This window comes from Cryobacterium gelidum (assembly GCF_004403985.1).
Classification (GTDB): Bacteria; Actinomycetota; Actinomycetes; order Actinomycetales; family Microbacteriaceae; genus Cryobacterium; species Cryobacterium gelidum.
On record NZ_SOHL01000027.1, the window covers coordinates 1 to 13228 of the forward strand.

Consider the following 13228-nt stretch of genomic DNA (forward strand, 5'->3'; position numbering starts at 1 on the left):
GACGCTGTCGAGGCCGGCGGGTGGCCGCTGCTCACGGAGTACAAGGGCGAAGCAAGTATCCGTTCTCTCGCCGTCGAGGGCTACCAGATCCTCAACTTCTAAGCACCACGCCCGACCCTTGCCCCCTGATACGAAGTGGAGTTCCCATGGCCCTGACAGTTCTTCTTGACCTTCGCCTGAAACCGGACGCCGTTCTCGGTGCGCCAGCCATGCTGCGAGACATCCTCGCCGGGACCCGAGCATTTGACGGATGTCTGGGCGTCGACGTGTTGCTTGATTGTGAAGATCCCGCCCACATGATCGTGCTGGAGAGATGGGCGTCGGCCGACGCTGAAGCGGCCTACCGTGAGTGGCGCTCGGGTGCGGGTGCGNTGCGGGTGCGGCCGACCTGGGGTCATTGCAAGCTAGCGCCCCCCAGGTCTCAATGTTTGAAACTGCCAACGACATCTGACTGAGCACTACGGCGGACACCCGAGGTCATGTTCATGTTCTCGGGCGTGCGCTGTGTACGTTCCCGGTTAAGAGGTGCTGCATGTTTCCAGGATTGCTGAAACTGTCCCCGAATGTTCGGCGAATCATCGTTGCCGAACGCCACCCGCCACAAACTCTTAGTGCCAGATATTTGACGACTTCATAAGTCCCCCAACCTCAGCGCCGGATATTCTGCGAATTCACAAGCCACCCATATCCATCGCCGACAGCAACGGCCATTTCACTTTTGATTAGTCAAGCCCGGGTATCGCCAAAAAAACGCCGGTGCCGCCTCACTGAGGCTGACGGCATAAGCGGCTGCCAGTTCGTCAATCTGCGGTTAGGACCACGCGGAATCGGGCGTCACCGGACATCATGCGGTCATAGCCTTCAGCTGCCTTTCCAAGCGGATAGGTCTCGATCATCGGACGAACGCCGGTCAGGGCGGCAAAACGGAGAGTGTCCTCTGAATCCTTCGCTGTTCCCGAGGCATGCCCGGCTACGGAACGACTACCGATCACCAAGTCCACAGCGCTCACAGCAAGGGGCTCCTGTGGGACGCCGACGACGATTAGTTGTCCCCTAGGTTCGAGGCCGGGGACAGTTACAGACATGGCGTGGGCATCGGTAACGGTGGCCAGGACGACGCGCGCGCCGCCAAGCTTCTTCAGTTCCGCCGCGACATCGTTGATGGTGCTGTCGATGTAGTGGTGGGCACCAAGGTCGCGGGCGAATGCTTCCTTCTCGGCGCCGCGTGCGATCGCAACCGTCTCGAAGCCCATCTTGGCCGCGAACTGGACCCCGAGGTGACCCAGACCGCCCAGTCCAAGGACAGCGACGACATCCCCGGCCCGAGCACCACTGTTACGCAGAGCATTGAACGTGGTCACTCCGGCGCACATCAGCGGAGCCGCATCCGTGAATGCGAGAGCGTCAGGTATGGCCGCGAGGGCATCGGCGGGGGCGAGCAGATACTCAGCGTAGCCGCCGTCCGTGGTCAGCCCGGTGACCTTTCCCACCACACATGAAACAAAATCCCCGCGCCTGCATGGGGTGCATGTGAAGCAGGCTCCGCCAAACCATCCCACTCCCACACGCTGGCCCGCTGACCACTGCGAGACGCCCTCCCCAAGGGTCTCGACGGTCCCGGCAACCTCATGTCCGGGAACACGGGGATAAGAGGAGGCCATGCCTGTGGCGGGCATGACATCGCTGTGGCACACACCACTGGCCGCGACCTTCACGAGCACGTGTCCGGGCAGAACGTCGGGAAGATCGTACTCGGCGAACTCCAAGGCAGTATTGGGTGCAGAAAATCGTACAACTTTCATAATGACGAATCCTTTCATGATTACCGTTGGGGCAAACGCCTTTGTTCAAACGCAGTCTGTCGGCCCTTCCTGACGAACGGATGCCATCGCCGGTATTCCGGGAGACCTTTCAAAGGACGGAGGGCGCTAGTCCAGAATGAAACATTGGAGTAGGTGACGTCCTCAAAAGCACCTTACGCTTAACCCAGACAAGAGCAACTGCGCTGTCTGCGAACCGACATCAGTTCCTTACGCGCTAGTGAGGGTACTCTTGCGCAGACATCCCCGCTGAGGATTCCCCGGCGACCGTTGTTCAGGCCATCGTGGATCACCGGGCAGATAAGCCGGCAAACGGCTACTCCTGCTGAACGTGCCGGTCGGGATCGGCCCCACACGACGTGACCGCTCAGCGGTGGCCTGCGTGTCAGCGACGGTTAGAAATTGAGCCAGAATCGACGGTGAAAACTGAGCCACCCGAGCACGATTGATGGGTGATTACGGTGGAAGAGTGGGCTTTGGTTCGTCGCCTTCATGTAAATGAGGGCGTGTCGCAGCGGGAGATCGCGAAGCGGTTGGGCATCGCGCGGAACACGATCGCGAAGGCGATCAAGTCAGAGAAACCGCCCAAATATGAGGGCGTCGATCGGTCGTCGGGGATGCGGTCTCTGGAACCGCGGATTCGGGAATTGTTGTCGCAGAACGCGCGGATGCCAGCGACGGTGTTGGCCGAGCGGTTGGCGTGGACCGGGTCGATTACTTGGTTTCGTGAAACCGTTGCGCGGTTGCGGCCGGAGTACGCGCCGGCGGATCCGGCCGACCGGTTGAACTACGCGGCCGGGGATCAAACCCAGTGCGACTTGTGGTTTCCGCCGGTGAAGATCCCGTTGTGAGCCGGCCAGACGGGCTCACCGCCAGTGCTGGTGATGGTGTCTGGATTCTCCCGCTTCATCACGGCGGTGATGCTGCCCTCGCGAACGACGCCGGATTTGCTGGCCGGGATGTGGCAGCTGATCTCGACCCAGCTACTGGCAGTGCGGCGCCGCCTGATCTGGGACAACGAGGCCGGCATCGGCCGTGGCAACCATTTCGCCGCCGGGGTTAGCGCATTCACCGGAATGTTGGCGACCAGGATTGTGCAGCTCAAACCGTTCGATCCGGAATCCAAGGGAATCGTCGAACGCGCCAACCAGTACTTGGAGACGTCGTTCTTGCCCGGGCGCAGCTTCACCAGCCCTGACGATTCCAACCGGCAGCTAGCCGACTGGCTCCCCACGGCCAACGCCAGGACTGTCCGCCGGTTGGGCGGCAAACCGATCGAGTTCATCGGTCAGGACCGGGCGGCGATGCTGCCCGTGCCGCCGCTGGCACCGCTGGTCGGCTTCACCGCCCGGGTGCGGCTGCCGCGGGACTACTGCGTGCGTGTCGCCAGCAACGATTACTCGGTGGACCCGACCGCGATCGGCCGGCTGGTCGACGTCACCGCGACTTTGTCTCAGGTGACGGTGCGGTTGGACGAGCGTGTGGTGGCCTGTCATGACCGGGTGTGGTCGACCGCAAAGACCATCACCGATCCCACCCATGTGGTTCAGGCCGGCCGGTTGCACCGCGCTTTTCAACATCCGCCCACGCCGACGGACACGGACTTGCTGCGGGATCTGGCCGACTACGACACCGGGTTCGGCGTCAACTTCGACGTCCAAGGTCTGGACGAGGAGGCCGTGTAATGGGCGACACGACCAGCAGCGAGATCGAGTATCTCGCTCGAGCGCTCAAAGCACCGCGCATTCGCGACGCCGCCACCCGGCTGGCCGAGCAAGCCCGGCAGGCCGCCTGGACTCACGAGGAATACCTCGCCGCGGTCCTCTCCCGGGAAGTATCCGCGCGAGAAGCCTCCGGGGCGGAGATCCGTATCCGAGCTGCCGGGTTCCCGGCCCGGAATTCTTTGGAAGACTTCAATTTCGACCATCAGCCCGCGTTGCGCCGCGACACCATCGCCCACCTGGCGACCGGATCATTCCTGGCCGAAGCGCAAAACGTCGTGTTGCTCGGTCCTCCCGGCACCGGAAAAACGCATCTTGCGATCGGTCTCGGGCTCAAAGCCGCCCACGCCGGCCACCGGGTGCTGTTCGCGACCGCAGTCGAATGGGTGGCCCGGCTGCAAACCGCGCACCAACTCGGCCGGCTCCCGCAAGAGCTCGTGAAACTGCGTCGTTACGGGCTGATCATCGTGGACGAAGTCGGCTACATCCCCTTCGAACAAGACGCGGCGAATCTGTTCTTCCAACCCGTCTCGTCCCGTTACGAACACGCCTCACTGATTTTGACGTCGAATTTGGCCTTCGCCCGCTGGGGCGACGTGTTCGGCGATCAGATCGTCGCTGCAGCCATGATCGGCCGCATCGTCCACCACGCCGACGTCATCACCCTCAAAGGCGCCAGCTACCGGCTGCACAACACCGGAATCGAATCTCTACCTTCAGTCCGCGCCGAGAACGCGGCACAATAGAACACACAACAAGTGGCTCAGCTTTCACCGTCGATAGTGGCTCAATTTTCAACCGTCGTCGACACGTCGCCACACCACGGTCAGCCGTGTGTCTTCCTGCTGCCCCGCCTGGGTCGCCTGACTTTCGAAGGAACTTCAATGATTTTCTCAACGGATATGTGCCTGTCGAATCTCGCGAACGTTCGTGACCGGGACGCCGAGGAGTTCTTTTGCTCCTTCAGCAGGGGACGGTCAACCGGTCCTTCCTCCTCTGGAACTCGGTGGCCGTGGCGGGCGGATTTACGTACCAATCCTCCTCAGACCCTGGCACCTAGTAATTCAGTCAGTGAATCTTGTGGCGATACGTCCGAGAGGAGCCCGTCCAGCCACCGCACCACGTCGGAAACGCGGTAGCGGATCTTCCGGCCGACTCGAATGCCGGAGGGCCCACGGCCGTCGGTGCGCATATCGTAGATCGCCTGAGCCTGCACGCCGAGATATTCGGCAAGCTCACTTGTCGTTAAGACTGGCTCCAGGTCGAGCCCACAATGTCGTTCGCTGTCCATAACCCGTAGGTAATCGTGGTCACTCCAGACGACTCGAACTGGGTCGTGCACCTTCTCTACGAACACCCGGAGAAGGCGGAAATTTTTGAATAAACGGTTAATAAACGGATAATGTATCAAGTCTTGCCCTTTCGGTACAGACAAGAAACCCTGATCAGATATAATTTATAGTAGGGCGGCCGGGACTTGAACCCGGGACCGACGGTTTGCGCCAAGGGTTTTTCGGACCAGACCAAGTGCGAACTGATGCCTCGGTTGATCTCGACTTATCTCGATCTGATCAGGAGCTTCTTGTGTGGGATGTCGTGACTATCATCTCAACGTCTCGTCCCTTCTCGGTGGGCCTCGAGGCAATAAACATTGAATATACGTGCGCGCATCAAATGCCCACCACCCACCAACTCAACGCCCACACTGTCGCGAAGCCTTTCCCTCGCAGGAGCGTCGCGACGCCCCTGCAAGGAACCCGTTCCTCACCCCAAAACGAAAAAAAAAGCAGTTGGGTCATCAGAGACCAGAGTATTGTGCGATTCCCAACGTCTTCACGAGGCAACGTACACGGGGCTCGATGCGAATTCGAGGGGCCGTTCGGTGACGTCGATGCGGAGGATGGAGCAGGACGCACGGACCTGCGTGCTGATCGCGATGCTGGCCGCGTTGGCGAGCTCGATCTGCTGAATTCCTCGTGCACGCGAGCACATCGTTGACCTCCGCGATTCGGCGGTGCCGCTGGTCGCCGATCTCAAGCGGTCGTGGGATGGGTACGAGGCGTACCCGGCGTACGAGTACCGTTTCGTCGGGCTCACGCAATACCTCGCTGCGTGACCATTACGTCGACCGAGCCGAGGAACTGCTCTCGGTCACTGGAGCAGTGCCCGCGGACTCAGCCCGTGGCAAATGACGGAGCGACTTACCCGGCCACGCGGCTGCGAGAGCCTGGAGGGTCGCTCTGTCCGTGACAGCCGCCCATCTGGAACATCTCATCCCTTTGAAACGTGCAACCTGGCCTGCGACGGCCGATAGCGACTGCTCGCAATCACTTGATGATTTGGAGCGGCCGCGCTCGGCGCGGCGCAGCCAGTTTCAAGGGATGAGGATGGCGCGACCGCGCACTCGGCCAGCTCCGAGATCGTCGACCGCTTGCTGAAAGTCATCGAGCGTGTAGGCCGTCGTATGCAGCGTGACCTGGCCTCGTGCGGCAAGCACCATCAGCTCGGTGAGATCGGTGTAGGTGCCCACGAGGTTGCCGATGAAATTGATCTCGCTCGAAATAATATCGATCGTTGGGACGTCGATGTTCTCGCCGTAGCCCACCACATAGTAGTTTCCGGCTTGGCGCAGCATCCGAATTCCCTCTGCCGTCGACCCGCCCTCGCCGACGAAGTCGATCACGGCCTCGGCCCCGACCCCATCAGTGAGTTCGAGAATGCGGTCGACGTGCGACCCATCGGCGATCACGCCGCGGTCGGCACCGAGCGACATCGCCAGTTCAAGTGCGGCCGGGTTGCGGTCGACGACGATCAGCTCCGACGCCGTGAGCGCCCGCAGCACCTGAATGCCGATGTGCCCGAGTCCGCCGGCTCCAATGATGACGCAGCGATCGGCAGGGCGCAGGTGTCGGGCAGCCTTGGCTGCGGCGTGGTAGGCGGTGAGCCCCGCGTCTGCGAGCGCCGCAACATCCGCCGGTTCGAGCGAATCTGCGATGCGCACGATACTGCGGGCCGAGGTCTTCAGGTACTCGGCGTAGCCGCCGTGGGTGTCGATCCCCGGAAAAGCGCTCGCGGTGCAATGTACGTCGTCACCGGATCGGCACGCACGGCAAAACCCGCAGGTGATGAGCGGATGCACGATCACTTTGTCGCCGATAGCCACATTCGTCACCGCGCTTCCGACCTCATCGACCCATCCCGCATTCTCGTGGCCGATCGTGTAGGGGAGCGTGATTCCTGACTTCTGCTCCCATTGTCCCTCGAGGATGTGCAGGTCCGTGCGGCACACCCCTGCGCCTCCGATCCTCACGATCACGTCGAACGGACCGGTGATCTGAGGTTTTGGGACCTCGGTCATGACAAGTTTCTGGTGGTAGTCGATGACCTGAACGGCTCTCATGGTGCTCATGGTGCTCATGCAATTTTCCTTCTGTGCGTGCGGATGACTGAAGACAGGGGCAAGAAATTCTCTTCTGTCCTGGGGAGTTGGTCGACCTCGGAGCCCGGATACCGCGTTGCGAGCAGACCCCGGCAGAAATGAGCGTTGCCGTCGATCGAGATACGAGTCGAGCGAGCCCGGCGAAGGGCGAGAGCAACGGATGCTGCAGGGTACGGTGATCCGCTGTCGTCAACCAGCACCGATGCGGAGTCGACGGTACTCAGGCCGATCGTCGCCCGCCGCTTCAGCAAGGCGGCCTTCGCCGAGTCGTCGGGCAAATCGCCCAACACCACGTTTGCGACCGCCGTTTCGGCGAGTTCTGGCCGAGCGCGCAGGAACGCGGTGAGCGAGCGTTCCATCGCCGCGGTGTGGGCCTTGCGCTGAAACGTGGCCCGCAATTCATCGAGATCGCTCTCTGCCTCGTGCAGGAACGTTCCTTTGTAGCCAGCATCCGCTGCCAGTCCGCTGTTGATGATGTCGGAGTCATGGTGGTCGTCGAGCTCGACCGTCACCACCCCGACATTGCGGAGTGCTGTGAGCACGTCCTTGGCGTCCGACGCCATCAAATAGGCGAAGTTCGGTGCGCAGAATGACGTGGGCAGACGCAGATGAACCTCAACGCTCGCACCCGTCAGCGTCACCGAGCGCACGAATCCGAGGTCGGTGATGGGCTCGTCGAGCTCAGGGTCGATGACCGAATCCAAAGCCCGCAGTACGTCGCCCTCCGTGAGCGGCTCTGGTGTTACTGCCTCCCAGTGCAGAGTGGCCGCCACTGCGGCTGGCATCGTCGTGGTACCCATCACACTGCAGCCAGATCGGCCCGTTCGGGCTGGCGCGGCCCCGTCGCCGTCTCATCTGCACTCGGCAACTGCAGTTCGACCGGCACCGGAATGTCGTACATCTTCGCCGCGTTAAGCCCGAGGATCTTTCGCTTCTGCTCGATCGTGATGGGGGCGTACTCCGTCATGTCCTCCGGGATCTGAAAGTCCACGAAGGCTTCGATAAGCCAGCGCGGGGTCCACAGCGCGTAGTCGGAGGAGAACTGGATGCGGTCTTCGCCGATCCAATAGATCAACTCCCCCATGATCTGGGCGAAGTAGCGCGGGCGCGTGTGGATGAACGGCATCGCTACTGCAAGCCCACCGTGCACATTAGGCTCCTGCGTGGCTATCCAGCAGAAATCTTCGAGGCGGGGCAGGCCCACATGCTCGACGATGAAATTGAGGTCGGTGAAGTCGGTCGCTGCGTGGTCGACATCGGCCACGTCGAAGGCATCTCGATCGAGTGGCCGGATTGTCGGCCCCTTGTGCACATGGATGTTACGGATGCCGAGCTCGCGGCACAACTCGAAGTAACGGTAGGTCCAGGGGTCGTTGAGCTTGTAGCCCCGGGAGTCGCCGTGCCACTCGGCGGTGTAAAGTTTCACACCCTTCAAGTTGAAGCGCTCGGCGTCGGCGCGCAGCTGGTCCAGGCCAGCCTCGCCGTTGCGTGGGTCGAAATTGTGATTGTAGGTGAGCCGTCCAGGGTTCTCCTGGGTGAGCGCGAACGCCTCTTCGGTCTGCCCGAAGCCAGTCTTGTAGAACTCGCCGAGATGGGCAGGCTGAAAAATGGCGTGGTCGACGTAGCCGTCGGTGAAAATGTCCTTGATGAAACGTTCGCCGCCCTGATAGAGGTACTCCTCGTAGGGCCACTTCTCCGAAGCTGGGGACAGGTTGGCGTGGTAATCGTAGAAGCAGTCGATGAACTGCTTGCCGTGGATGTTGCGCTGATTCTCAGGGCGCGCGTCCCAGAGCGCCACATGGGCGTCGACAATAAAGTAGCTCTCGCCATCCTTTTGATACATACCTGCTCCTTTGCTGCATGCGGGAATCGTGATTACCTACGTCACGCTAATGGACGCCTGCCGGAGCGGAGTGGCGGCGCCGTCTCATTCTGAGATCGGTCGGGACACCTCAGTGGCGGGAACATCTAAGCTGTCTGTGACCGACTACCGCAAAGGTGCTGATGGACGCTCACTATCTTCCTTCCCGTGTACACGTGCATAACGCACCGATGGCGGCGATCTCCCCTCGCCTTCTCGCTTCGTGGCGGCGCAGCGAAGACTACGGCGTCTCCCTTGACGACGTTCAGCCCATGTTCTCGGGCACCTACGTCGACGAGTCGCTGTTCGTCGAGTGTGGGCGTGAGGTCCTGACAGAACTGCACGACACCCTCTCGTCCGAACCGGTCGGACTCATGCTCACCGATGCCGACGGACTCGTGCTCAACCGACTCAGCGGAGACCGCCAGCTGCTGCACGCGCTCGACGATGTGCACCTGGCACCAGGGTTCTCGTACTCCGAGCGGCAAGCGGGCACTAACGGGCTCGGCCTCGCCCTCGCCGATCGAGTACCCACCCTCGTGCGCGCGGAAGACCATTACTCGTTGAGCCTGCGCCTGTACAGCTGTGCCGCTGCCCCGGTTTTCGACCCGGTGAGCGGTCGCCTCGAGGGGGCGGTGAACCTGACGACCTGGTCGGAGAAAGGCTCTGACCTGCTGCTCGCGCTGGCGCAGACGGCTGCCAGGTCGACCGCGAACCTCATGCTCGCTCGATCGCAGGGCCACCACCCGCGGCGGGTATCGCGCGGCCAGGTCTTTCGCATCGAGGGTCTGCGGGAGCAGTCGGGGAACGCTCCACTGCGCTACCTGTCGGACGCCTGGAACGATGCCGTCACGCGCACCGTCGAAGCCCTCACCGCGGGCCGGATGGTTGCAGCCGTGGGCGAGCGAGGTTCGGGACGAGCTACGCTGTTGGCCCAGGCCGTTCGGCAGGTGCATCCCCACGACCGGTTGTTTGCCGTACGTGCCCCAGCGCCGCGCGACACAGATTCGTGGTTCTCGGTCTGGACGCCCGAGCTCAGCCGTCCCAACACCGGGTTCGTGCTGTGCGACGTCGATGATCTCTCCTCTCCCGCCGCCGAGCACCTGCGCACGATGCTGGTCGGCGAGCGCACCTCCGACGCGACGGCCTGCCCAGTGTCCGCGGAGCATTTCGATGCCATCCCGATGCCACTTCGCACCCTTGTCGAAACGGTGGTGCAGGTGCCTCCGCTTCGTGAGCGGGCGGCCGACATCCTGCCCCTCGCCAACCATCTAGCCTGGCGGGCACGCCGCCGCGAGGTCGATTTCACCGCCGCCGCTTCACGCGCGCTCACCGACTACGCCTGGCCGGGAAACGTCGAGGAACTCGCTCAGGCCGTCAGAGAGGCCGCGAGCCGCACCGACTTAGTCGACGTGCGCCACCTTCCGCCACAAATACTGTCCCGCAGCCAGCACCTTTCGCGCATCAAGGCTTTTGAGCGGGACGAGATCGTGCGCGTGCTCAGTAGACCCGGCGCCACCTCAGAAGGTGCGGCGACCGAGTTAGGAATGAGCCGCGCCACGGTGTACCGCAAACTCGCGCAGTACGGAATCCAACTGCCCGGCCGCGACTGACTGACATTCCTCAAGATGAGGCAACGAAATCCTTAAACGCGCGCTGTTTCTCGCCGCATTCGCCGCGCTCAACGCACCAGTTTCACGCAATTGCTGCACCAGCAAGATCGCCCAAAGCAAACATCGCAGCCAGGCCTTCATTCCGTAGCCCGCCGCCGCTGCGACGTCTTCCTTACCATGATCCGAAACGGCACAATCGTCTGAATCAGGACCACACCCCCGACTTGACGAAACCGCGGGACTGCAACAATGCGCGGTACCCATATCAGGTTGAGATAGTCGCCATCACTCGGAACTCAATCGTCCTTATCCTCCCGTCATACCGGGGTTGAGAAAAATGGCTCCGGAACCGCCATTTGGCCGGCATCGACACGGACGTCGATGTCAAGCCCCGGGTTCAACGGAGGTTCTTGATCACCCGGAAAGGTTGAGAATCATGCCAGCACTGAAGAAATATCCGCCGGAGTTGAAGGAACGAGCGGTGCGCCTCCTGCTTGCCGCTCGCGAGGATGCCGGCGGTGCCCGCGGAGCGTCTGCCCGCATCGCCCAGCAACTTGGAATTCCCGCGGACACCCTGAGAAAGTGGCTCCTGCGCGCGGACATCGACTACGTTTCTCTCACCGGGTCCGCGAGGAAGCCGCCCTTCCAATGCCAACGCCATACGTCGCCAATAACTGACTTGTTCTTGGGCTTCTCCGGTCCAACCGGGCTGAGGCCGCCGACGACCTGATTGTTCAGCGGTTTCGATATGTTGAAATCGTATACGGACGAATTTGAGACCTTGCTGGGAATTGGCTTCCTATCCGAAAGGCTTGCTCGGCGTTACATTCCACGATCGTGCCGGTCAAGCGGATGTATCGAGTGACATAGGCGATGTCGATATCCCGGCACGGACGGCGGGCACCTCGCCGATCCCAGCCGAGGTGCCCAGCATCGCCTCCGCGATCGCCGCTCAGATCACTATTACCTCGGGTACCGTGACCGGATCGGAGATGAGCGGCGCGCGTCGACTTTGCCTTGGGAAGTCCAGCCAGCAGGTCCCGTGGCTAACGAGCCAGATTAGACGACAACACGCGACAGCGGAATCAGGTTAGAAAGTCCCGCTGCTTCGCCGCCATCGGCAAGGTACTCAGCTCCCGTACAGTACGAGGATTCATCGCTGGCAAGGAATAGAACGAGGTTCGACACTTCTTCAGGCTCACCCAGGCGGTGCATAGCCGTGTTGCTCGGGTTCACGCTCAGCCCTACCGTCATCGGGGTTCTCACACCACCGGGGTGCACCGAGTTCACTCGGATACCATCGGCCGCGAGGTCAAGGGCCACCGACTTGGTCAGCCCGCGCAGGGCGAACTTCGAAGCGTTATAGACGCCCAATCCCTCAAACCCGACGAATCCGGCGATCGAAGAGATGTTGATTATGGATGCGTGCTCGGCTTGCTTCAGCGCGGGCAGGGCCGCTTGGATCCCTCGAAAAGCGCCGGTGAGGTTGATGGCGATCGTCCTGTCCCACAGCTCCATCGTGGTGTCTTCCAGGCTCACGAATTCTGCGATTCCTGCGTTGTTCACCAGAATGTCCAGTCCCCCGAAGCTCTCAACCGCGACTGCAACGGCCCGGTCCCAGTCCTCAGAGTCAGTGACGTCCAAATGAACGTATCTGGCATTTTCTCCGAGCTCATCGGCGAGCGCTTCACCCTGGGCATCTCCGATGTCTCCGAGCACGACACGGGCTCCTTCCCGAATCATGGTGCGCGCGTGCGCTGCGCCCATTCCCTGTGCGGCCCCACTGATCAGTGCAACTTTTCCAGCTAAACGTGCCATGGTTCTGCTCCTTCAACATTCGTGTTTTTCGAATTTGTCTGGCTTGAGCGCACGCGCGTGCGGCCGTCAGACGGTGTGGCGCGACAAGATGGCGTTGTTGGCTAGGCCGGCGATTTCCCCACCGTCAGCAAGGTATTCAGCGCCCGTGCAAAACGAAGCCTCATCGCTGGCAAGAAAGAGCACCAGATAGGAGACCTCTCGTGGCTCGCCCATGCGGCGCATGGCCACATGGCTGGGGCTCTCACAGAGTCCCTCCGACAGCGGGGTCTTGATGACTCCAGGATGTACCGAGTTCACGCGGATGCCGTGCTTCGCCAGGTCCAGGGCCATGGATTTCGTCAGTCCACGGACTCCGAATTTGGAGGCGTTGTAGACGCTGAGCCCTTCGTAGCCGACAAAGCCTGCCGTCGAGGACAGGTTGATGATGGACGCACGTCCCGATTTCTTCAGTTCGGACAGGGCTGCCATGACTCCGCGGAACGGGCCCGTGAGGTTCACCGCGAGGGTTCGATCCCACAAGGCCATGGAGGTCTCCGCGATAGGCGCGAACTCTGCGATGCCCGCGTTGTTCACGAGGATGTCAAGGCCGCCGAATCGCTGGACGGCCGTGTCGACCGCGTGGATCCAGTCGTCCGGTTTCGTCACGTCCAGATGAACGTAGACAACGTTGTCTCCCAGTTCGGCAGAGAGGGCCTGCCCCTCAGCGTCAAGGATGTCGCCGATGACAATGCGTGCGCCTTCCTCGCTAAAGAGGCGTGCATGCTCCGCTCCCATGCCTCGAGCTGCCCCGGTAATGAGTGCGACTTTGCCTTGTAGACGATTCATTTCACTACTTCCTATCGTTGAGGGCTGATGCACGGAGGGCCCTCGCTGATTCGGAGAAGTAGTCATTTCTGACTAATCGACTCCGAGCGAAGGCCCCGTGGCTATGTTTCGTTAAAACTTGTCGTTCGCCG

The 13228-nt window shown here is 61.5% G+C and carries 12 protein-coding genes and 2 pseudogenes; 6 read left to right on the forward strand and 8 right to left on the reverse strand.

Annotation, left to right across the window (positions count from 1 at the left end; all coding sequences use genetic code 11):
* Nucleotides 1-146 precede the first annotated feature (146 nt).
* Nucleotides 147-455, forward strand: coding sequence for a putative quinol monooxygenase (locus E3T50_RS17000; RefSeq protein WP_198417989.1), 309 nt, complete (start codon nt 147-149; stop codon nt 453-455).
* A gap of 345 nt (nt 456-800) precedes the next feature.
* Here the strand turns inward: E3T50_RS17000 and E3T50_RS13160 are convergent, their stop codons facing one another.
* Nucleotides 801-1820 (reverse strand): alcohol dehydrogenase catalytic domain-containing protein, encoded by a 1020-nt coding sequence (locus E3T50_RS13160; RefSeq protein WP_338145363.1) that lies wholly within the window; start codon nt 1818-1820, stop codon nt 801-803.
* A 452-nt stretch (nt 1821-2272) separates the two neighbouring features.
* On the opposite strand from E3T50_RS13160, the pseudogene istA reads away from it, so the two are divergent.
* Together istA and istB are read left to right on the forward strand one after the other, a co-directional pair.
* Nucleotides 2273-3505: pseudogene (gene istA, locus E3T50_RS13165) on the forward strand (IS21 family transposase).
* Nucleotides 3505-4287 (forward strand): IS21-like element helper ATPase IstB, encoded by a 783-nt coding sequence (gene istB, locus E3T50_RS13170; protein WP_134552495.1) that lies wholly within the window; start codon nt 3505-3507, stop codon nt 4285-4287. The pseudogene istA and the gene istB overlap by 1 nt, the downstream one beginning before the upstream one ends.
* Before the next feature lie 296 nt (nt 4288-4583).
* On the opposite strand, the gene E3T50_RS13175 is transcribed toward istB, so the two are convergent.
* The 5 genes from E3T50_RS13175 to E3T50_RS13190 form a co-directional block, all read right to left on the reverse strand.
* Nucleotides 4584-4832: a helix-turn-helix transcriptional regulator gene (locus E3T50_RS13175; RefSeq protein WP_134552496.1), complete on the reverse strand. Its 249-nt coding sequence runs from the start codon at nt 4830-4832 to the stop codon at nt 4584-4586.
* A 542-nt stretch (nt 4833-5374) separates the two neighbouring features.
* Nucleotides 5375-5533: a hypothetical protein gene (locus E3T50_RS16280; RefSeq protein ID WP_166784298.1), complete on the reverse strand. Its 159-nt coding sequence runs from the start codon at nt 5531-5533 to the stop codon at nt 5375-5377.
* 382 nt (nt 5534-5915) lie between these two features.
* Nucleotides 5916-6959 (reverse strand): NAD(P)-dependent alcohol dehydrogenase, encoded by a 1044-nt coding sequence (locus tag E3T50_RS13180; RefSeq protein ID WP_241990916.1) that lies wholly within the window; start codon nt 6957-6959, stop codon nt 5916-5918.
* Nucleotides 6956-7765, reverse strand: a complete 810-nt coding sequence (locus E3T50_RS13185) for an iron-sulfur cluster assembly protein (RefSeq protein WP_134552498.1) — start codon at nt 7763-7765, stop codon at nt 6956-6958. Before E3T50_RS13185 ends, E3T50_RS13180 begins: the two co-directional genes overlap by 4 nt.
* A 14-nt stretch (nt 7766-7779) precedes the next feature.
* Nucleotides 7780-8778 (reverse strand): amidohydrolase family protein, encoded by a 999-nt coding sequence (locus E3T50_RS13190; protein ID WP_241990917.1) that lies wholly within the window; start codon nt 8776-8778, stop codon nt 7780-7782.
* A gap of 239 nt (nt 8779-9017) precedes the next feature.
* Between E3T50_RS13190 and E3T50_RS13195 the strand changes: the two genes are divergently transcribed.
* The 3 genes and pseudogenes from E3T50_RS13195 to E3T50_RS13200 all read left to right on the forward strand — a co-directional run bounded on the left by E3T50_RS13195 (nt 9018) and on the right by E3T50_RS13200 (nt 11184).
* Nucleotides 9018-10454: an AAA-type ATPase lid domain-containing protein gene (locus E3T50_RS13195; RefSeq protein ID WP_241990918.1), complete on the forward strand. Its 1437-nt coding sequence runs from the start codon at nt 9018-9020 to the stop codon at nt 10452-10454.
* A 19-nt stretch (nt 10455-10473) separates the two neighbouring features.
* Nucleotides 10474-10658 (forward strand): annotated as a pseudogene (locus E3T50_RS16685) (IS110 family transposase); the annotation flags it as partial.
* Nucleotides 10659-10890: 232 nt separating this feature from the next.
* Nucleotides 10891-11184, forward strand: coding sequence for a hypothetical protein (locus tag E3T50_RS13200; RefSeq protein WP_134552504.1), 294 nt, complete (start codon nt 10891-10893; stop codon nt 11182-11184).
* 329 nt (nt 11185-11513) lie between these two features.
* Here the strand turns inward: E3T50_RS13200 and E3T50_RS13205 are convergent, their stop codons facing one another.
* Entirely contained in the window at nt 11514-12272 is a 759-nt protein-coding gene (locus tag E3T50_RS13205; protein WP_134552506.1) for an SDR family oxidoreductase, read from the reverse strand.
* 66 nt (nt 12273-12338) lie between these two features.
* Nucleotides 12339-13097 (reverse strand): glucose 1-dehydrogenase, encoded by a 759-nt coding sequence (locus tag E3T50_RS13210; RefSeq protein ID WP_134552507.1) that lies wholly within the window; start codon nt 13095-13097, stop codon nt 12339-12341.
* Between the last annotated feature and the right edge of the window lie 131 nt (nt 13098-13228).

What these genes read in the sequence shown, in the direction of transcription:
- E3T50_RS13175 (WP_134552496.1), bottom strand. Translation starts at nt 4,832, where the DNA reads ATGGACAGCGAACGACATTGTGGGCTCGACCTGGAGCCAGTCTTAACG.
- E3T50_RS13160 (WP_338145363.1), bottom strand. Translation starts at nt 1,820, where the DNA reads ATGAAAGGATTCGTCATTATGAAAGTTGTACGATTTTCTGCACCCAAT.
- E3T50_RS16280 (WP_166784298.1), bottom strand. Translation starts at nt 5,533, where the DNA reads ATGTGCTCGCGTGCACGAGGAATTCAGCAGATCGAGCTCGCCAACGCG.
- E3T50_RS13180 (WP_241990916.1), bottom strand. Translation starts at nt 6,959, where the DNA reads ATGAGCACCATGAGCACCATGAGAGCCGTTCAGGTCATCGACTACCAC.
- istB (WP_134552495.1), top strand. Translation starts at nt 3,505, where the DNA reads ATGGGCGACACGACCAGCAGCGAGATCGAGTATCTCGCTCGAGCGCTC.
- E3T50_RS13185 (WP_134552498.1), bottom strand. Translation starts at nt 7,765, where the DNA reads ATGCCAGCCGCAGTGGCGGCCACTCTGCACTGGGAGGCAGTAACACCA.
- E3T50_RS13200 (WP_134552504.1), top strand. Translation starts at nt 10,891, where the DNA reads ATGCCAGCACTGAAGAAATATCCGCCGGAGTTGAAGGAACGAGCGGTG.
- E3T50_RS13205 (WP_134552506.1), bottom strand. Translation starts at nt 12,272, where the DNA reads ATGGCACGTTTAGCTGGAAAAGTTGCACTGATCAGTGGGGCCGCACAG.
- E3T50_RS13210 (WP_134552507.1), bottom strand. Translation starts at nt 13,097, where the DNA reads ATGAATCGTCTACAAGGCAAAGTCGCACTCATTACCGGGGCAGCTCGA.